General features: G+C 41.8%; 16 protein-coding genes. 7 read left to right on the top strand and 9 right to left on the bottom strand.

Translation table 11 applies throughout. The features are described from left to right. Positions 1-115: 115 nt before the first annotated feature. The 4 genes from ACFSTG_RS11480 to ACFSTG_RS11465 form a co-directional block, all read right to left on the bottom strand. A complete protein-coding gene (locus tag ACFSTG_RS11480; protein ID WP_380752793.1) occupies positions 116-463 on the bottom strand; it encodes a four helix bundle protein in 348 nt (115 codons plus the stop codon). Positions 464-605: 142 nt separating this feature from the next. Further along, positions 606-1886, bottom strand: coding sequence for a nucleotide sugar dehydrogenase (locus tag ACFSTG_RS11475; protein WP_380752790.1), 1281 nt, complete (start codon positions 1884-1886; stop codon positions 606-608). 122 nt (positions 1887-2008) lie between these two features. Beyond that, positions 2009-3043, bottom strand: a complete 1035-nt coding sequence (locus tag ACFSTG_RS11470) for an SDR family oxidoreductase (protein WP_380752788.1) — start codon at positions 3041-3043, stop codon at positions 2009-2011. A 93-nt stretch (positions 3044-3136) separates the two neighbouring features. Next, positions 3137-4138, bottom strand: coding sequence for a LacI family DNA-binding transcriptional regulator (locus tag ACFSTG_RS11465; RefSeq protein ID WP_380752786.1), 1002 nt, complete (start codon positions 4136-4138; stop codon positions 3137-3139). Between the two features lie 124 nt (positions 4139-4262). Here ACFSTG_RS11465 and ACFSTG_RS11460 point away from each other — a divergent pair, with 124 nt between their 5' ends. The 3 genes from ACFSTG_RS11460 to ACFSTG_RS11450 all read left to right on the top strand — a co-directional run bounded on the left by ACFSTG_RS11460 (position 4263) and on the right by ACFSTG_RS11450 (position 5389). Further along, positions 4263-4412 (top strand): hypothetical protein, encoded by a 150-nt coding sequence (locus ACFSTG_RS11460; protein WP_380752783.1) that lies wholly within the window; start codon positions 4263-4265, stop codon positions 4410-4412. Positions 4413-4493: 81 nt separating this feature from the next. Continuing rightward, on the top strand, positions 4494-4817 hold the full coding sequence (locus ACFSTG_RS11455) for a phosphoribosylpyrophosphate synthetase (protein ID WP_380752781.1): 324 nt from the start codon (positions 4494-4496) through the stop codon (positions 4815-4817). Positions 4818-4897: 80 nt separating this feature from the next. Next, positions 4898-5389: a Dps family protein gene (locus ACFSTG_RS11450; RefSeq protein ID WP_380752779.1), complete on the top strand. Its 492-nt coding sequence runs from the start codon at positions 4898-4900 to the stop codon at positions 5387-5389. An 81-nt stretch (positions 5390-5470) separates the two neighbouring features. On the opposite strand, the gene ACFSTG_RS11445 is transcribed toward ACFSTG_RS11450, so the two are convergent. Beyond that, entirely contained in the window at positions 5471-9187 is a 3717-nt protein-coding gene (locus ACFSTG_RS11445; protein WP_380752777.1) for a metallophosphoesterase, read from the bottom strand. A 56-nt stretch (positions 9188-9243) separates the two neighbouring features. On the opposite strand from ACFSTG_RS11445, the gene ACFSTG_RS11440 reads away from it, so the two are divergent. Next, the gene (locus ACFSTG_RS11440) at positions 9244-10428 is read left to right on the top strand and encodes a Pycsar system effector family protein (protein WP_380752774.1); all 1185 of its coding nucleotides are present in this window, start codon (positions 9244-9246) and stop codon (positions 10426-10428) included. Here ACFSTG_RS11440 and ACFSTG_RS11435 read toward each other — a convergent pair. Then, on the bottom strand, positions 10420-12795 hold the full coding sequence (locus tag ACFSTG_RS11435; protein ID WP_380752771.1) for a GAF domain-containing protein: 2376 nt from the start codon (positions 12793-12795) through the stop codon (positions 10420-10422). The genes ACFSTG_RS11440 and ACFSTG_RS11435 overlap by 9 nt on opposite strands. A gap of 120 nt (positions 12796-12915) precedes the next feature. Between ACFSTG_RS11435 and ACFSTG_RS11430 the strand changes: the two genes are divergently transcribed. Next, entirely contained in the window at positions 12916-14037 is a 1122-nt protein-coding gene (locus ACFSTG_RS11430) for a redoxin domain-containing protein (protein WP_380752768.1), read from the top strand. Positions 14038-14104: 67 nt separating this feature from the next. On the opposite strand, the gene ACFSTG_RS11425 is transcribed toward ACFSTG_RS11430, so the two are convergent. Both ACFSTG_RS11425 and ACFSTG_RS11420 read right to left on the bottom strand, forming a co-directional pair. After that, complete coding sequence (locus tag ACFSTG_RS11425; RefSeq protein WP_380752765.1) at positions 14105-14779, bottom strand: SIMPL domain-containing protein; 675 nt, start codon at positions 14777-14779, stop codon at positions 14105-14107. A gap of 46 nt (positions 14780-14825) precedes the next feature. Next, positions 14826-15476 carry a rhomboid family intramembrane serine protease gene (locus tag ACFSTG_RS11420; protein ID WP_380752762.1) on the bottom strand — a complete coding sequence of 217 codons (651 nt, stop codon included), beginning with the start codon at positions 15474-15476 and terminating at the stop codon, positions 14826-14828. Between the two features lie 53 nt (positions 15477-15529). On the opposite strand from ACFSTG_RS11420, the gene ACFSTG_RS11415 reads away from it, so the two are divergent. After that, positions 15530-16441: a lysophospholipid acyltransferase family protein gene (locus ACFSTG_RS11415; protein ID WP_380752759.1), complete on the top strand. Its 912-nt coding sequence runs from the start codon at positions 15530-15532 to the stop codon at positions 16439-16441. Here the strand turns inward: ACFSTG_RS11415 and glmM are convergent. Further along, a complete protein-coding gene (gene glmM / locus ACFSTG_RS11410; protein ID WP_380752756.1) occupies positions 16431-17819 on the bottom strand; it encodes a phosphoglucosamine mutase in 1389 nt (462 codons plus the stop codon). The two genes, ACFSTG_RS11415 and glmM, sit on opposite strands and share 11 nt — an antisense overlap. Before the next feature lie 153 nt (positions 17820-17972). Here glmM and ACFSTG_RS11405 point away from each other — a divergent pair, with 153 nt between their 5' ends. Beyond that, positions 17973-18560, top strand: a complete 588-nt coding sequence (locus ACFSTG_RS11405) for an acyl carrier protein phosphodiesterase (RefSeq protein WP_380752752.1) — start codon at positions 17973-17975, stop codon at positions 18558-18560. The last annotated feature ends 3 nt before the right edge of the window (positions 18561-18563 follow it).

Below are 18563 nucleotides of genomic sequence, written 5' to 3'. Positions count from 1 at the left end.
GATCATGTGATCCAGTGACGTGGTGATCTTGTTAAACCTTTTACGTAATTCTATTAATATTAATAATTTTCAAAGAATTTACGATACTACGTTACTACCTCACTCTATTTATAATTTAATCCTTTAAACTTTTAATTAATTTCAGAATCATCCTTCTGATATATATTTTTTTCTCTTCTAATTCAGTATTTCTCTTAATAAATTCCAGCCTCTGAGCTATTTCCAGCTGAGTTTCCATTTCCGCCAGGGAGCCCAATGCTATATAAAGAAATCTAATAAAATCCTTTTTACTGTTCCTAGCCGCTCCCTCCGAAATATTAGATGGAATTGAAACTGCAGCTCTTCTAATCTGACTCGTCAATCCAAATTTTTCAACATCCGGAAAACTCCCACTTGATTGATAAACATCAATAACTAAATCAATACTTGTCTTGTAAACGGTTAAATCTTTGTGTGACTTCATAATGTTTAATTTTTAAGGTTATATAGTTCAAATATACCCATCCCTCAAAACTTAACTGTAAAACAACACATCACAACGTTTCTAGATTTCCGTTAAACTTCCTCACAACGTCACATCGTCACTCCATTACAACGTCACAGCTTCACAACTTTTTATCACACCTATCCCCCAGTACACCCTTCACATCATAAACAACGGTCTGCCCATTTTTGAGCTGATCGAGATCCAGGTCTAAAAATTCTTTATGAGCTACCGCTAAAACTACAGCTTCGAATTTTTCCTTCGGAAGATCTTTTGTAGTGGTGAGCCCATATTCGTGTTGAACTTCATCGGGATCTGCAAGCGGATCATATATGGTGACATTAGTTCCGTATTCTTTCAGATTTTTGATCACATCAACAACTTTCGTGTTCCGGACATCCGGACAGTTCTCTTTAAAGGTGATCCCCAGGACAAGAATATTGGCTCCTTTTACCTTCTGGTCATTTTGCAGCATTAGTTTTACCACTTCAGCAGCCACATATTGTCCCATAGAGTCATTCATCCTCCTCCCGGCAAGTATGATCTCGGGATGGTAACCAATTTCCTGGGCTTTTTGAGCCAGGTAGTAAGGGTCTACCCCAATACAGTGTCCACCCACCAGTCCGGGTTTGAATGGAAGGAAATTCCATTTAGTGCCCGCAGCTTCCAGCACATCCTGGGTGTCGATATCCATCATATTAAAGATCTTGGCCAGTTCGTTCACGAAGGCAATATTGATATCACGCTGAGAATTTTCGATCACTTTTGCGGCTTCGGCAACCTTAATAGTGGGTGCCAGGTGAGTTCCCGCGGTAATTACGGAAGCATATAGTTCATCCACTTTCTTACCTACCTCTGGAGTAGATCCTGCAGTGACTTTTAATATCTTTTCTACCGTATGCTCCTTATCTCCCGGATTAATTCTTTCAGGAGAATAGCCCACAAAGAAATCTTCATTGAATTTCATTCCACTGGTCTTTTCCAGAACGGGAACACATTCATCTTCTGTTGCACCCGGGAAAACGGTGGATTCATAGATCACGATATCCCCTTTTTTCAACACCTTTCCTACAGATTCACTACTCTTGTAAAGCGGGGTAAGATCAGGGCGGTTGTTCTTGTCAACGGGTGTAGGTACCGTGATCACGTAGTAGTTACAGTCTTTAATATCTTCCAACTCAGCTGTGCAGAACAAACCATTTCCATTTGAGGGAGCATCTACAAGTACCTCCTGCAATACCTCATTCTCCACTTCGAGAGTGGTGTCTTTACCTTGTCTAAGCTCTTCAACACGGCGTTTATTGATATCAAATCCTACCACCGGATATTTTGTCGCAAATAATCTTGCTAAAGGAAGACCTACGTAACCAAGGCCTACTACGGCTATTTTTGTATTACTCATTATCTATTTTTTAATTCTTCTATTTATTATAGTTACCGTGTAACCTAGTGACCTTGTGATGCAGTTATTCCTAAAATTTTCTTTCAGTTTTCTCTTCTTTACAACGTCACTTCATCACAACTTCACCTCAAATTATCCCAGTACCACTCCACAGCCTCTTTTAATCCTGCTTCGATCTTGTACTGAGGGTCATAACCCATTAATCTCTTTGCTTTATCTACGGAAGCCAAAGAATGAGGAATATCCCCCGCCCGGTTTGGTCCGTGTTTAACTTCTACATCAGCGATCTTTGGATCATATTCAGACAGATATTTTTTAAGGAGTTGTGTTAGCTCCTTAAGATTGGTCCTGTCTCCTACTGCAGTATTATAAACCTGATTAAGTGCATCTTTATTCTCTGTGGTCAAAGCCAACAGGTTCATCTGGATCACGTTATCTATGTAAGTGAAGTCCCGGGAGTAAGTACCGTCCCCGTTGATCACCGGACTCTCATGATTCATGAACTGAATGACGAACTTGGGAATTACGGCGGCGTAAGCCCCGTGCGGATCCTGTTTCCTTCCGAAGACATTGAAATATCGAAGACCTATAGTATCTACACCATAAGTGGTATGGAAGATATCGGCATACAATTCATTCACATATTTGGTGATCGCATAGGGAGACAAAGGTTTTCCTATTTTATCCTCCACTTTAGGCAAGGCTTCAGAATCTCCGTAGGTCGAGGAACTGGCCGCATATACAAAGCGTTTAACGCCGGCATCCCGGGTAGCCACCAACATATTAAGGAATCCGGAAATATTTACATCATTACTGGTAATAGGATCGTTAATTGACCTGGGAACAGAGCCAAGGGCTGCCTGGTGCAACACAAAATCTGCCCCCGCAACTGCTTTATGGCAATCTTCCAGATTTCGAATATCACCTTCTATTAAAGTAAAATTTGGATGGTCTTTTATGGCGGAAAGATTTTCCCGTTTCCCGGTGGCAAAGTTGTCAAGACATACCACCTTCACTTGCAGGCTTAATAAGGTTTCACAAAGATTGGAGCCAATGAATCCGGCTCCACCGGTTACTAATACTGTTTTATTACTTAATTTACCTTGGAACTCGTTGTTATTATAAGAACCTGTCACTTCAGATTGTTTGTGGGTCATTAATTAAAATTTGGGTCATTTTTAATAGCGTGCCAAAGATAAAATTTACCTTAATGCTATTTCCTAATATCTTCTTAAAGGTGCCTCTGGACCTTATTTCGTTGACTCCATTTCTATCAACTCCGTTTCTATGATCTTTTTGATCTTTGGTTTTTCCATTTTACCGTTGATGCGGTTTAATAAGACTTCCATTGCTCCCGCCCCAATAACCTCGGGAACCTGATCTATGTAACTTATCGAAGGGGTAAGATAACCGGCGAGGCTTCCGTTGATGAAACCAATAACCTGCAACTGAGAGGGAATCTTTATCCCATGTTCGTAAGCCAGGCGATAGGTCATCAAAGTGCTGGAATAATCACTGCACAGCATCGCATCAACTTTTTCATTGACCAGCAGATTGGTGACCTTCTCCCTGAGACTATCCATTTTGGCTGAGTTGGCGATGTAATATGGGTTTTCCCTGCCCAAAGCATCCCGGTAACCTGCGATCCTTTCCTTGCCCACTCCCATATGATGAATAGAAGTTGCGATCCCTATCTTCTTCCTTCCCCTTTCCTGCAGAAGTTGGGCGGCGTCAAAAAAAACTTTTCTGTCATCTATTCCCACCTTATCTGCCGTGAATTCAAGATCTATCCTGTCATACAATACCACCGGAATATTGTAGTCGATAATACTTTTTAAATGGTCATAATTCTTTTGACGTTGGGTTTCCTCAGCAACGGCAATTAGTACACCATCCACAAAGCCCGAAGTGAGGTGCTCCACAATCTGTTTCTCCCGTTCCAGGGATTCATTGGAAATATAGGTCATCACCTGGATCCCTTTTTTTTGAGCTTCGGCTTCTATACCTGAAAGTACATTGGCAAAAAATGAATTGGAAATGTTGGGAATGATCACGCCAATGGTGCCACTCTTACTGCTCTTCAGGTTCACAGCCGTGGGATTGGGTCGGTACTTGTGCAAAGCAGCCAGTTCTTTTACCCGCTCAACGGTCTTGGGACTGATCTCCGGACTATCATTTAATGCTTTTGATACTGTTGAGACTGAAACATTCAACAGCCGGGCTAATTCTTTTAAGGTAATCCTGTTTTTCATGTAATGGGGAATTCCGGGTCAGCCACAAATGTAGCAAAGCCTGATAAAATTTTTCCGAAGAAAGCACCCTAAAATTTCATGTTTTTCAATAAATTATGTTCTTTATAGAAAAACTGCTACAAAAATGAAATTTTTAAGCTCTTACTGGTTTTGGATCATTGCTGCTATAATCACCATTATAGGACTCGTTACGGGCTGGTATTTTTTCATCTTCCTGGTCATTCCCTTCGGGCTTTTTAATTTCAGTAAAAAGGACCGGGAGGAGGACAGTTAAAGTTATACTAATTCGTCCGCAGCATTTGGAAAGCGGGTGCTTCAGCCGTAATTTAAAACAGAAATCCTGAAATAAATTACCATGAAACAAAAAGGAACATTATCAGAGACCATTAATATGTTAAGGATCGAGGAGGGCTATGGAGAAGACTTTAATCTCCTGGATGAACAGCTCGAATTAAAATCTCAGAATGAGCGGTTTGGGCATGACGAATTTACCGTAGATGCCGTGTATCGCTTTGAAGGAATGTCTAATCCAGATGACAACTCCATCTTATATGCCATCACGACTTCCAGTGGACATAAAGGAGTACTGGTTGACGGTTATGGATATTCGAGCGGTCAAATTTCCGATGAAATGATGAAGAAACTGAATGCGAAGAGAAACCGCCCTACTTCAGAATAAATCTTAGGCTATATTATTTGGAATTCAATCATAACTATTGTATTTTAATATAGAATTTAAACAACCAATAAATAAAAACTATGAGTTATCTAGGATTAGACGAAAAGAAGACGTCAAATACAGTACAGGAGCTAAATATCCTGCTTGCAGATTATCACCTTTATTACCAAAAACTACGCAACTATCACTGGAATGTGATCGGGAAGAATTTCTTCGATCTACATGAGAAGTTCGAAGAGCTCTATGATGATGCGAAGATCAAAGTTGATGAAATAGCCGAGCGTATCCTTACCCTTCGTTTCCAGCCCACCAGTAACATGAGTGAATACCTGGAAAAATCCAACTTAAAAGAGTCGAAATCTGACATTACTGACTCTCAGATGATCAAGAACCTGTTGGCTGACCACGGAACCATTTTAAAGCAAATGCGCAAGGTGGTAGATGTGGCCGAAAAAGGGGATGATGAGGGTACTATTGACCTGATTGGCGCTTACATACGAGAACTTGAGAAGACCAGCTGGATGCTTGACGCTTGGAAGATGAAAACTTCTGAACAGCATAAACCCGTATAGGCCTTTAAAGATCCTTTAAAATTAAAAGCTCCTGAACATTGGTTCAGGAGCTTTTTTTATTTGTCTGAAATTATAAATCCTTTAAAAATTTAATCCGAAGCTGAAGCTGAAACGTAAGCCTTCCCCGCCACTAAAGAAATTGAACCTTCCGCTAAGGGCCTGGGCACCGGTTATCCAGAAGCCACCGCCATAACTGTCATGCCAACGTCCACTTTCTTCTCCATCAAGCCAAACCCGGCCTACATCGTAACCCGTAAATATTCCTATCTGGAACGGAAGAAACGAAGTCCTGAACTGGTCAAAGCTATACCTGAGGTCTGCCCCGGTTGCCAAAGAACTTTCACCTGCAAATCTTTGCTGCCTGAAGCCTCTTAGTCCGTTGTTTCCTCCTAATGTAGCTGCCTGGTAAAACTGGAAGTCATCCCCGAAGTTTACTTCAGCCTGCAGCCGGGGATTCAAAACCAGTTTCCTGTTCTTCACTATGGATCTGTAGAATCCGAGGTATGGATTCAAATATCCATAGATCTTATTGGCATCATTGGTATTCATTTTACCCCCAACCACTAATTCGAACTTCATCCCGTTGGTAGGATTAAGAACATCATCATAACTTTCATAACGATAAGTTCCCTCAAGTCCAAAAAAGTATTTTCTTTCAAAGAATTCTACGGGTTGTACAAAATCTTCGGTCACAAAACGATTTTCGGTATCTTCAACCTTTACGCCTTCAAAAGTGGCCATGTATTTAAAGAAACTTCCGAAGGGACTGTCGCGCACCAGGCCAACCTCTCCCCCAATACGGCTTAACCGCACCCTATTGTAATCTAACCCGAGCTCATCTTCAGGATTATAGGTTTCATTACCATACCCAAAGAAATTCCTGGTAAAGGTGGGACTGGTAAAATGTGCGCCTATCAAAAGGTTATACCTTCCCGTTACATTGGCAAATTCCCCCGAATAGTTCACATCGAAGCCATCTGTAGCAAAATAGTATCCGGCACCAAGAGTGTGGCGAGCCGTGAAAGGATTTCGTCTAAACCCATAGGTGAAATAAGATCCTCTTATACCTATTTTGAAGCCATCATCGGGATTATAACCTATAGCGGGTACAATTCTCGTATTTGAATAGATCTTCCTGTCTTTATCAAATACATTTACCTCATAATTATCTGTAAAATTCAAGTCTGCCCCATTGTTTGTTTCCACTGTATTAGGCATGGATTCATAATCGTAAATCTTTATTCCTTTCCCGTTCCTTATCCTGTATATATCATTATTCTGCCCGCCGATAATTCGGGTAAGGATAGGATTATCCCCTTCTCCAAAAACTTCGAAAATGTCATCGTCATCCAAACCATATACCCAGAGTTCTTTTGTGTACTTTGGGTCGTAAATCCTGGAGCTCACGATATCTGCTTTTTCCCCGCCCTTGATCCTGTAGATCGTTACCCGGGTCTTACCTTCGGGCATACGCTCCACCTCTACATGATCATCCTTATCTGTAGCACTCACAATGGAGGTCCGCGCAAAAACCTTATAATATCTTTCAGTAATATCCACCAGGTTCCCTCTACGGGCTTTGAGAAAATTCTTGATCTCTTCTGAAGATCCTCCCTGTGTTTCGGGAGGTAGTTTGGAAAAAGCCTCCTCGATCACTTCGTCTGTAATATGTTCCTGGAGAAACTTTGCCTGCTCTATCCATTCTTCCCTGCCTGAATTCTGCAAAAGACTTCTGTCAAGGCCCAGCCCGGCTGAATTAAACCAGGCTACATCTTTTATGTCTTCATTGAACTTGGAAAATTGATTGGCAATTCCGGTCAATCCCCGAAGGGTGGCAAAAAATGCTCCGTCAAAATTTGAATACACCTGGTCTCTATCCCGCGGAATGGGCTTAAAATGATGTTTCCCTTCTTCATCTTCGAACTCTGCCCATCGCCACTGGTCCTGGTGCCGGTCCCAGTCTCCCACCAGCATATCAAAAACCCTTGCCCTTATATAGGCTTCTTCGTCCAACTTATATTTCTCATCCCGCCTAAGGCGTTCGAAAACCCCCGCCGTACTTTCAATATCATGATCTGGCGAACCGAAGGATTCATAATCTGTCCAACCCTCTTCCGGTCGTTCCACGATCATGTAAAGTTCATCCCCGTAATTGTCATTATAAGGTCCCAGAGCCTTCTGTTTAGGCACATAATAAAGTTTGGGATTCGTGTGGTAAATTCCCGCCGCCTTAGACAATGTGGGAATAGTGAGAAAACCATAAGGGTGAGCCGAAGTATAAAAATCTTCGATTACTTCCTCTGCCAGGGTATTCTCAAATTCGGTCTCGATAGAGGCATCTTTGAAGGCCACCGTTTGTAGGAACTGTACCGCACTTTTTTTAACCGCCCTAAGATTATAATCCCTTCCAAGGCTATCCTTCAATCTCAGGGAACGGGTTTGGTGACCTCCACCGGAACGAATGACTTTCAAACCACCAAAAAGGGTATCAAGATCGGCAACTTCTGCTTTGATCCTGGTGCCATATACTTCCCTGTACTTGTCGCCCCAAACACTTTCATAGACTACGTCCTTATCTGTTTCTTCAGATTCATACACCGAGGTTTCCACATAATTTGGAAAAGAGGATGGCAGTGTATCATAAACCGGTGGTTGGGGTGCCTCAAAAATCTCTTTTTGATAGAGCAATCTGGGCTGGTTATCAAAACTTCCGTAGAAACTTGCCCAGCTGGAGCCGTCTTCAAAAACATCCAGTACGGCAAAGCCCTGTCCCTCAATAGCAAATAATCCGGTATTTCTCAGGGCCACATTAGAGGCCTTGGACCCTGATCCTGAAACGATCTGCTTGATACCATCTTTTTCGTTATACTGCAGACTGTGCTCATGCCCCGAAACAAATACAATATTTCCCCAGCGTTTGGCAATGGTTTCCAGTCGCTTCACCATATTCTTATACCTAAGGTTCTGGGTATCCTGAATTGATACCCCGCCACTCGTCCTTACCATCATGACCAGGGACCCCAGGATTGGAACCGGGATCTTTTTCTGTGAAGGGTACAAATGTTGATTAAAACTGTAATGGCCCCCATGGACCCCGTTGGTGTAGAGAGGATGATGAAGGGCAAAAACAACTGTTTTGTTCTGGTGATTCTTCAGTTCGTTCTCGATCTCAATGAAAAGGGCTTCCCTGGTCTTTATTTCACAATCATCATTAACGGTAGGATGATTGTCCCAATTGGTGAGGTACCACTGGGAATCCACTATAAGTAACTGAATATTATCTGAAACATCAATACTTTTAAGGGCACATCCCGGTTCAGGATGAAAGGTGTCTTCATCTTCCAACGTAGTGGTGATGTAATCTTTTTCCCTTTTGAGACCCGGGATCCCTTCGTTGTACCAGTCATGGTTACCGGGTATAAAAATGATCTTCCCGTCATAATTCTCTACAGCATCCAGCTGTGCATCCAGGCGGTATTCCCCTATCTCCCGCTGCGGATGGTTTTCCTGTACCAATCCGTCGGGATAGATATTGTCACCAAGGAAGAGCGTATAATTTCCATACTGTTTGACTGAATCTAAATAGGTCTTAAAGGCAAGGAGTCCCTGCGAACTTCCTCCAGGTTCAGCATACCCACCGTCACCCAGGAGGTAAAATGATTTCTCGATTTTTTTATCCACGGGATACCCAAAATCCTCCGTAGGTTCTCCGTCCTTATATTGAGGGATATTATAAGTTGAACACGCAGAAACGACTATAAATACTGCCAGTGTTAGAAATATGTTATTTTTTCTCATACAATTTTATTGGGGGGATTTTTTTGTAATTTGGCATACAACCTAACCGAAACTGAATGACACCTCTTATAGAGAAAGCAGAAGAATTCGTACTGAAATTATTTCGCGATAAATTACCCAATACTTTCATCTATCACAATTTTAGGCATACTCAACGGGTGGCTAAAAGTACTAACGAAATTATTGAAAATTCTGAAATTCATGTTAAACAAGAGGAGGCGGTACGGCTGGCCGCGTGGCTGCATGATACCGGCTACACAAAGACCTATGTTGGGCATGAGGAGGAAAGTGTAAAGATCGCTGAAAAATGGCTTCGGAAGAACGGTGCAGACGAGGAGCTCATCAGTAAAGTGAGTAAGTGTATCCTGGCGACCAAAATGGGGGTTGAACCCGAAGATCTTTCCGAAGAGATCCTGAAAGATGCAGATACCTCCCATTTGGCTAAAGATTATTTTGATGAGGTAAGCGAATTCCTGAGACAGGAACTACGCCTCCAGCACATCAAAAATTATGATGCACAAGAATGGGTAGAGCAAAATATTGAACTCTTTACGGCCAAACATAGGTTCTACACCAGCTATGCCCGCAAAAACTGGGAGTCTGGAAAAGAGGATAACCTGCTCTCCCTGCTGAAAAAAGACAAAAAAGCAAAATCAAAACTTGCCAAAGAAGAAACCAAGGCGCGACTGAAGATAAAGTATAAGGATGAAAGCCCTGACCGCGGAATTCAGACCCTTTTCAGGGTTACCATGCGCAACCATTTAAAATTAAGCGATATCGCAGATACGAAAGCAAACATTCTGCTCTCGGTAAACGCGATCATTATTTCTTTGGCGATCGCCAACCTTATCCCTGATCTTGATGCCCCCGAAAACAAGAGCGTTATGATCCCAACCCTGGTTTTAATGGTCTTTAGTGTAGCTTCGATCATAGGAGCCATTATGTCAACAAGACCCAATGTTACCTCGGGTGAGTTTACAAGAGAACAGGTTAAGAACGGGGATGTGAATGTGCTTTTCTTCGGAAATTTTCACCGTATGCCCTATGACCAATTTGAATGGGCAATGAACGAGATCATTCACGATCATGAAGTCATCTATAATTCCCTTTCCAAAGACCTGTACATGCTGGGAATAGTACTGGACAGGAAGTACAGGCTTTTGCGTATCACCTATACCATTTTTATGATAGGGATCATTCTTTCTGTATTAAGTTTTATAGTCACCTATTTTCTAGCTTAATTCGTCAATGAGATCCTCATAAGTAATCACCTGTTCTCCAGAATTTTCAGACTCCAGGTGATAGAGTATTTCCACCCTGATAGCCTTGAGCCCAATAACCCCCTGCACATCTTCAAGTTCAAGGAGCTCTACTTTTGAACCAAGGTAATTCTTGGCCTGAAGGTATTTTATATACCGCAGGTATTCCCGCTCATCTGCCTTGTTGGAATAGACTATGGCTATTTTCCCTCTTTGCGTTATCCGTTCTTCAGAATCTTTAATAAAAGCTTTATCTATCCTTTTTTTAATGATCTCGTAACGCGCATTATAGGTGCCGTCTACATCGAATTTCTTTTCATCCATACGGTACCTTATGGAAAGTGTGCTGTTGTAGACCAGGATAAGAGAGGAGGCTTCAAGTTTAAGAGGCATATTCACCTGGATCTGGTAAAAACGGTTTTCCATTTCGCACATGGTACTTAGCTGCCACAGTCTAAGATTATAAAGATAAACCTCGTCAAAAGGTTTCACTTTTTTATTGGAAAGGGCCGCGCCTATATAGATATTATGCTCTACCCCGTCTGTTTTGTACCTTTCAAAATAGTGCGGATAGATCTTCTGCGCCTCCACCTGTTTCCGGTCAATATAACGCGCCATGGTCCTGTTGATCTGCTGGACCGCTTCGTCATAGTTCTTGCGGTGGTTATAAATGATCTCAGTTTCGGTATTTATCTTTTTGCGGTACTCGTTCACCAATTCCTCCAGCTTTGGTGTTTGTTTCTTTATGTGCTCAAGCACAGGGTTGATCTCCCTTTGCAGCAGGTTGAAAACCTTTTGTTCACTCGAAGCATTTAGGGATCCAGAAAGCTCTTCTTCAAATTCTGTCATCCTGAACTTTATCTGTTCATAAATATTCAGCTGTTCGACTTCTTCGGCAATTACAACAATTTCCCTTATAAGCTTTAACTGGTCCAGGAGGTCGCGCTGAATGGCTTCATTCCGCGCTTCCGAAGAAGCAATTATATCGATCTGCCCGAATAATGGATACACGTCCTCGAAGGAGATATCTTTAAAAGAGGCAAGGCCGTCCTCATCAAGGTCCTTGATGAATTTTTTGGCTTCCTTTTCAAAGATCCACAAAACACTGGGATGAATGGAAGTACATTCGCTCTGGATCACGGCTTTGATCCTGTTCTCAAATTCAGATTTATTGCGCTCCACGGCTGTGATAATATATGGCAGAATATCTTCCAGCTTTGTAGCGTTGACGCTGTTAAGCTCGTTTTTACGGTAAGAAACCAGTTCGAGGATCCCCAGCAACTTATCATATTTGGCAATGGGCGCTAAAATGGCACTTTTTACTTTATTTGCTTCCAGATTTTCAGAAAGAAGATTATGAGAAGTTTTCCTGGCATAATTTTCCACATTGGCAATAGTGAAATAATTATGTTCTTTCACAAGATTTTCAAAAGCAACATCTCCCATGGCAGCCCTGCAGTCATTTTCTTCTTCAGAGTTTAATATAAAACTGGGGGCTCCATGCCCACCAAGTTTTTCAAAACAGGTTTCCTGTTCATTAAAGATGGTGAACCCCACCCGCAGATCGGGGATCTTATAAATAGATTTGAAGATCTCCTCAAATTTTTCGATCTCCTCTTTTCCTGAGACGTTACGCTGCAAAAGGGTAGTCTTAAGGTCTGAGATGGCATCTTCAACCGTAACATCTGTAAGGGAAATGATGGTAAAACCTTTAAAGATCCAGCTCTTGGGAGGGAATTTTTCTTTCCACAGTTCTATGTTTTCAATATTCTGAAGTAGCAAATCAACATCCTCTTCCCTGATCTCAATACTACGCTCTGTTTTTTCAATGTCTGCAAAATCTGAATTGAGATCAATTCTGTAATGTCTTAAAATTCCGCTTTCATCGGGAATATCATAGAATAAAGGCCGGGAGAAATCAATATCGAATTTATAGTGTGTATTCAGGATCATGATGCAACCAAAAATATAATCCAGGTCTTCGTTAAGGTTGCGCATAGACAAAGTAAAATCCTGTCCCGCCTGGTCCAGTATCCTTCTAAATTTGTTGGTGGAGTTGAAGATCACGCTGTGAAATGGTATAGAAACAGCTTTTATCTGATTATCGGAGAGGATCTCTGGAAAGAGATCTTTCATAAGGATCTGGATAGGGTCTTTAAATCTCATAAGATCCTCTGTATTTTCCAGTCCTTCTGTCAGGGCGGGAAATGAAGTAACATAGTCCAGCATTTTTTCAATGTATTCCTTTGAGAGGGTGCTGGTTTCTTTTTCCAGTTGTTTCCTGTACTGTTGAACGATCTTGTGAAAACTTATCCTGATATCAAGTGGAAAATCTTTTTGCTTCTTCATGTGTTAAAAATACTTATTTTCTCTCCCTGGCACCTTTCCGGGCCTTAGATTAACAATAATTTAAAAGAATATGCACGCCTGCTATTCCAAGTTCCTTATTTTTGCACAAAATGAATAATTATGCGTAAAATTTTAATGCTTGGTGTACTGGCCGTTTTTGCTTCCTGTGAAGAGGACAAAGAAGAAGGGTACTACCTTAGCGGTACAGTAGAAAATGCTACCGAAGGTCAAAAGGTCGTTATATCTGAACTTAATGACAGCAACACCCAAACCATTCCAATGGATACTGTAACTGTTGTTGATGGAAAATTTGAAGTGGACCTTCCTGAAAAGGATAAACCCACCATAAGTTTTCTCACCATGGAAGGAAAACGCGGCAGTGTCTTATACATAGCCGATAATACCCCTATTACTTTCACCCTGCATCCTGACAGCTTGCATGCTTCTACGGTAACCGGAGGAAAAGATAACGAGATCCTTTACAATTATCTTGGGCAGATAAAGGAAACCAACCGGAAAATGAGCGAAACCAGATCTGCTATGCAGAACGCATTTTCGACTCAAGATCATGAGAAACTTCAATCTTTGCAAAAAGATCAGGAAGAAATTTCAAATACCGATAAGGAAAACAAGATGAAGCTGGTAGAGAATAATCCGGGTTCCATTGTTTCGGTTATGGTATTACAGGATATGATCAACACACAGATGTATACTTCTGCGGAACTTAGAAAGATGTTTGACCAGCTTTCCCCCGAGATCAAACAAACTACCCTGGCAGGTACGCTTGATCAGAATCTGAAAAAACTAAGCCGTACAGATATAGGCAGTAAAGCTCCAGAATTTAGTGCCCCAACCCCCCAAGGAGATGAACTGGCACTCAAGGATGTTCTTGGAGAAGTTACCCTGGTTGATTTCTGGGCTTCCTGGTGTAAGCCTTGTAGGGTTGAAAACCCCAATATTGTGGAGGTTTATAAGAAGTATCACGATAAAGGTTTCAATATTATCCAGGTATCCCTGGACCGTCCCGGTCAAAAAGAGGCCTGGATTAAAGCCATAGAAGACGATAAACTGGGTGACTGGAATCACGTTTCCAACCTTAAGTTCTGGCAGGATCCAATTGCCGGCGACTATGGAGTGAGAGCTATTCCTGCGGCCTTCCTACTTGACAAGGATGGCAATATTATTGGAAAGGATCTTAGAGGAAAAGCTTTAGGCGAAAAAGTATCTGAATTACTGGATTAACTTTAGCAGTAAAGCATAAAAAAAGTGCCTCGAAAAAGGCACTTTTTTTATGCTTTACTTTTTTGATCTACAGCAACAAAAATTGAACGTTGACCTTTACAGTGATCTCCATTTCTCCCGGAGCGATGGTCTGTTTTTCTGCACTGTCTGAAGCCATTTCCATGGTACGGTACATTGGCGGGAACATTCCCCCCTCCTGCTCTGAAATGGAGTGAGCTTTTCCTATTTTCTGTCCCAGGGCAGTTGCGAATTCTTCCGCTTTTTTCCGGGCATTAAGTACTGCTTTTTTTCGGGCTTCAGACTCCAGCTCCTTCTTTTTAGAAGATTGGAACTGTATCCCGTCTATCCTGTTCAGCCCCGAGTTCAATAATCCGCTCATTAAAGTTTCATATTGGTCAAGGTCTTCCAGGAGAATGGAAATAGCCTGGTTGGCAGAATAGGACACCTCTTTTGTATTGTAGTTATAATCCTTATTCAGGTTGATATATTCGGTTTGAAAATTCTTAGAGGGAATACCCTGAGCTTTTAAGAAAGTGATCACTTCATCAACAACCTTATCGTTTTGAGCTTTAGCTGCAGCAGCAGATTTTGCGGTGTGCTCAACCCGCGCCCTAATCACTACCTTGTCTGGTACCACAGTTACGGTACCTGTTCCATTGACATTGACAACACTTCGATTTTGATCCTGGGCAAATGCAACAGCAGCAAATAAGAAGAGCACAAAAGCGATATATTTTTTCATAATATTTATGGTTTAGTTTTTGATTTTAACAACTTCAATGCCACAATCATATTTTCCCCGATTTTTGTAGGAAAAATAACAGCACTATTGGTATTGCGAGCAAGATTACCATTAGTAAATGCTGGGAAAAAATCCACGGAGCAAGGACAAGGGTAAGGATATATCCGCCCACGGCACCTCCAAAATGGGCATCATGCCCTATATTTCCTACCTGGCGTTTCATTCCGTAAATGGAATACAACATATAGCCTATCCCAAAAACATAGGCCGGAATAGGAATAGGAATAAAGAAGAGATACAGGCTCATATCGGGATACAACAGGATCGCTGCATAAATGATCCCCGAGACAGCCCCACTGGCTCCTACCGCATTGTAATGATGATCATCTTTATGAAAGTAATAGGAAAGCAGGTTGCCAATTAGGAGGCTTGCCAGGTAGATAAGGATAAAAGCCAGACTACCCATGGATTCCATTACTACATCTGCAAAGAAATAAAGAGTAAGCATGTTCAGGAAAAGGTGGGAAGTATCTACGTGAAGGAAGCCTGAAGAAAGTATCCTGAGCTTCTCCCCTCTTTTTACAGCTGCAGAATTAAACTTGTATCGTTCAAAAAATGCCCGGTCTTTAAATCCTTTAAATGAAATAATAACATTGGCGGCTATTATCAAAATAGTCACCAGGCTTAAATCTCCCATAGATGCTCCTGTTTAGTGCCAAATATAGCATATATTTGCCGAAATGACTTTGCATGCAGCGTTTGGTTTTCTGGCTGGCCTACCCATTACTTTGGCTCATTTCCATACTCCCTTTCCCTCTTTTCTACCAGGTCTCTAATATGGTTTACTTCCTTGTTTACCATATAATAGGGTACCGTAGAAAAACAGTGACCGCAAATCTGCAACTGGTCTTTCCTGAAAAATCTTCCGAAGAAATAAAAGGCATTAGAAAAAAGTTCTACAGGCATATGGTGGATATGTTCCTGGAAATGATCAAGAGCATTTCAATCCCTGATGAAGTACTTAAAAAGCGGTTTACCTTTACCAATATTGAGGAGATCCACAAAATTAGAGGTATGGATAAAAGCATCCTGCTTGCCTGCGGGCATTACGCCAGCTATGAATGGATGAATGCGCTACAGTTGTACGGGTTAGACTATAAGGGTTTCGGGATCTACAAAAAGGTAAAGAATAAATATTTTGACCAATTGGCCAAGGACATCAGGGGCCGTTACGATGGGATCCTAATCCAGACCACCAGGGCTACCAGAACCATCACTGAAAATGAGAAAAAAGGGATCCGCGGTGTTTACGCGATGATCGCAGATCAATCTCCAAAAATGAGCAGGGCGAAAGCCTGGACGGAATTCATGGGAATCACCGTTCCTGTTTTCACCGGAACCGAAAAACTCGCCAAGGATCTGGATATGGCAGTGGTCTACCTTCACGTGGAAAAAGTAAAAAGAGGTTTCTATGAAGCCACTTTTAAGACCCTAACCTACGCTGCAAGGGAGGAAACCGAATTTGAGATTACCCGCAGATATTTTGAAGAACTGGAATCCCAGATCAAAAAAACTCCCGAGTATTATTTATGGACGCACAAAAGATGGAAACACCGTAATGTTCCCATCTCTCCTTCTGCACATATTATTCCTAGAGATTAGCGATCTCTTTGATCTCCCCTATCATTTTTTTAGCTACATCATCGGCTTCCTGTTGTGACCGGGCTTCGGTATAGATCCTAATGATGGGTTCGGTATTCGATTTTCTAAGGTGTACCCAGTGATTGGGAAAATCTATCTTCACCCCATCTATGGTTGAAACTTCTTCCCCGGAATATTTCTGCTCCACTTCCTGCAGGATCTTATCTACATCAAGTTCAGGAGTAAGCTCTATCTTATTTTTGCTCATGAAATAAGCAGGATAAGATTTTCTTAATTCCGAAACCTTCATTTTCTTTTCAGCCAAAAAAGTAAGGAAAAGAGCCACTCCCACCAGACTGTCCCGGCCATAATGAAGTTCAGGATAAATGATCCCGCCGTTTCCTTCTCCACCTATGATCGCATTGGTATCTTTCATTAACTGGACTACATTCACCTCTCCTACCGCACTGGCCTGATAAGTACCGCCATGTTTTTGGGTGATGTCCCTCAATGCCCTAGAGGAGGAAAGGTTACTCACGGTATTCCCGGGGGTTTTACCTAAAACATAATCTGCACACGCCACCAGGGTATACTCTTCCCCAAACATCTCCCCGTCCTCACTAATAAAAGCGAGCCGGTCAACATCAGGGTCTACTACTACACCAAGATCTGCCTTTTTCTCCATTACGAGATTACTAATTTCGGTTAAATGCTCCTTTAAAGGTTCGGGATTATGCGGAAAATGACCCGTAGGCTCACAATACAATTCGATCACATTCACCCCCATTCTTTTCAATAACTTCGGAATGGCAATTCCTCCCGTAGAATTTACCCCGTCAACCGCTACCGTAAAGTTGGCCGCGGCAACCTTTTCAACATCCACCAGCGGAAGCATGACCACTTCCTCAATATGAGTGTCTATGTAATGAATGGCGGGTTTAATTGTACCCAGGGAATCAACTTCAGCAAAATCAAAATCGGCTTTTTCTGCCATTTCGAGAATTTCGGCACCTTCGGCACCGCTCAGGAATTCCCCTTTTTCGTTAAGGAGTTTTAAAGCGTTCCATTGTTTAGGATTGTGGCTGGCGGTCAAAATTATGCCTCCCTGTGCTTTTTCCATGGGCACGGCTACTTCAACGGTTGGGGTGGTGGAAAGATCAAGATCTATCACATCGATTCCCAATCCTATAAGGGTATTCATCACCAGCTGCTGAATCATGGATCCTGAAATACGTGCATCACGTCCCACCACTACCTTGGTCGCTTCACCGGTGTGATTGTTCTTTAGCCAGCTGCCATATGCTGCGGCAAATTTTACGGCGTCTATCGGGGTGAGGTTTTCTGAAGGTCTTCCTCCTATGGTCCCCCGTATTCCTGAAATGGATTTTATTAAAGTCATGTATTTTATTTATATAGAAATTAAATTTTAAAAAGCCCTCCGGCAACCTTTTTACAGGACCTTGTTTCTGGAAAGCTCACAAATATACAAGGCTTCTGAAGCAGTTACAAAAGTTAACAAATATTAAACACTCAAATTATTACCTTAGCCTGAATGAATTTTCTGGCCCATATATACCTTTCCGGAACAAATGAAGATCTTATCATTGGGAATTTTATTGCGGACTCCATTAAGGGCAAAAAATACCTGAATTATCCGGCCGGCATTCAAAAAGGGATTTTGCTGCATAGGGCGATTGATTCTTTTACAGATACTCACCCTGTTGTGCGAAACAGCACTTCCCGGTTACACAAGAACTACGGGCATTACAGTCCCGTGATCATAGATATATTCTACGACCATTTTCTTGCGGCAAACTGGGAGGAATATTCCAATGTAGCATTGGAGGACTATATTGCCGGGTTCTACCGACTCCTCCAAAAGAACTTTTCCATCCTTCCGGCTCCCATACAACGATTCATGCCTTATATGGTCGAGGAGAACTGGCTACTTAGCTATTCAAGCATTACAGGAATAAGTAAGATCCTCCACCAAATGAACCTGAGAACTAAAAAGCGCTCAAAAATGGATGAGGCTGTGAATGAGCTTCGTGAATTTTACGCGGAGTTTGGCCAGGATTTTAAAACTTTCTTTCCGGAACTTCTTGAATATTCCCAACAAAAAATCAAAGAACTTCAATAATCT

It is taken from the genome of Salinimicrobium flavum (assembly GCF_042684505.1).
GTDB classification, from domain to species: domain Bacteria; phylum Bacteroidota; class Bacteroidia; order Flavobacteriales; family Flavobacteriaceae; genus Salinimicrobium; species Salinimicrobium flavum.
Note: the sequence above shows the minus strand (reverse complement) of the source record. Positions and strands in the feature narration are given on the sequence as shown.

Bases quoted from the DNA above. Each gene is read 5' to 3' on its own strand.
- ACFSTG_RS11470 (WP_380752788.1), bottom strand. From the start codon at position 3,043: ATGACCCACAAACAATCTGAAGTGACAGGTTCTTATAATAACAACGAG.
- ACFSTG_RS11445 (WP_380752777.1), bottom strand. From the start codon at position 9,187: ATGAGAAAAAATAACATATTTCTAACACTGGCAGTATTTATAGTCGTT.
- ACFSTG_RS11450 (WP_380752779.1), top strand. From the start codon at position 4,898: ATGAGTTATCTAGGATTAGACGAAAAGAAGACGTCAAATACAGTACAG.
- ACFSTG_RS11420 (WP_380752762.1), bottom strand. From the start codon at position 15,476: ATGGGAGATTTAAGCCTGGTGACTATTTTGATAATAGCCGCCAATGTT.
- ACFSTG_RS11460 (WP_380752783.1), top strand. From the start codon at position 4,263: ATGAAATTTTTAAGCTCTTACTGGTTTTGGATCATTGCTGCTATAATC.
- ACFSTG_RS11465 (WP_380752786.1), bottom strand. From the start codon at position 4,138: ATGAAAAACAGGATTACCTTAAAAGAATTAGCCCGGCTGTTGAATGTT.
- ACFSTG_RS11475 (WP_380752790.1), bottom strand. From the start codon at position 1,886: ATGAGTAATACAAAAATAGCCGTAGTAGGCCTTGGTTACGTAGGTCTT.
- ACFSTG_RS11440 (WP_380752774.1), top strand. From the start codon at position 9,244: ATGACACCTCTTATAGAGAAAGCAGAAGAATTCGTACTGAAATTATTT.
- ACFSTG_RS11415 (WP_380752759.1), top strand. From the start codon at position 15,530: ATGCAGCGTTTGGTTTTCTGGCTGGCCTACCCATTACTTTGGCTCATT.
- ACFSTG_RS11405 (WP_380752752.1), top strand. From the start codon at position 17,973: ATGAATTTTCTGGCCCATATATACCTTTCCGGAACAAATGAAGATCTT.
- ACFSTG_RS11435 (WP_380752771.1), bottom strand. From the start codon at position 12,795: ATGAAGAAGCAAAAAGATTTTCCACTTGATATCAGGATAAGTTTTCAC.
- ACFSTG_RS11455 (WP_380752781.1), top strand. From the start codon at position 4,494: ATGAAACAAAAAGGAACATTATCAGAGACCATTAATATGTTAAGGATC.
- ACFSTG_RS11480 (WP_380752793.1), bottom strand. From the start codon at position 463: ATGAAGTCACACAAAGATTTAACCGTTTACAAGACAAGTATTGATTTA.
- ACFSTG_RS11430 (WP_380752768.1), top strand. From the start codon at position 12,916: ATGCGTAAAATTTTAATGCTTGGTGTACTGGCCGTTTTTGCTTCCTGT.
- glmM (WP_380752756.1), bottom strand. From the start codon at position 17,819: ATGACTTTAATAAAATCCATTTCAGGAATACGGGGGACCATAGGAGGA.
- ACFSTG_RS11425 (WP_380752765.1), bottom strand. From the start codon at position 14,779: ATGAAAAAATATATCGCTTTTGTGCTCTTCTTATTTGCTGCTGTTGCA.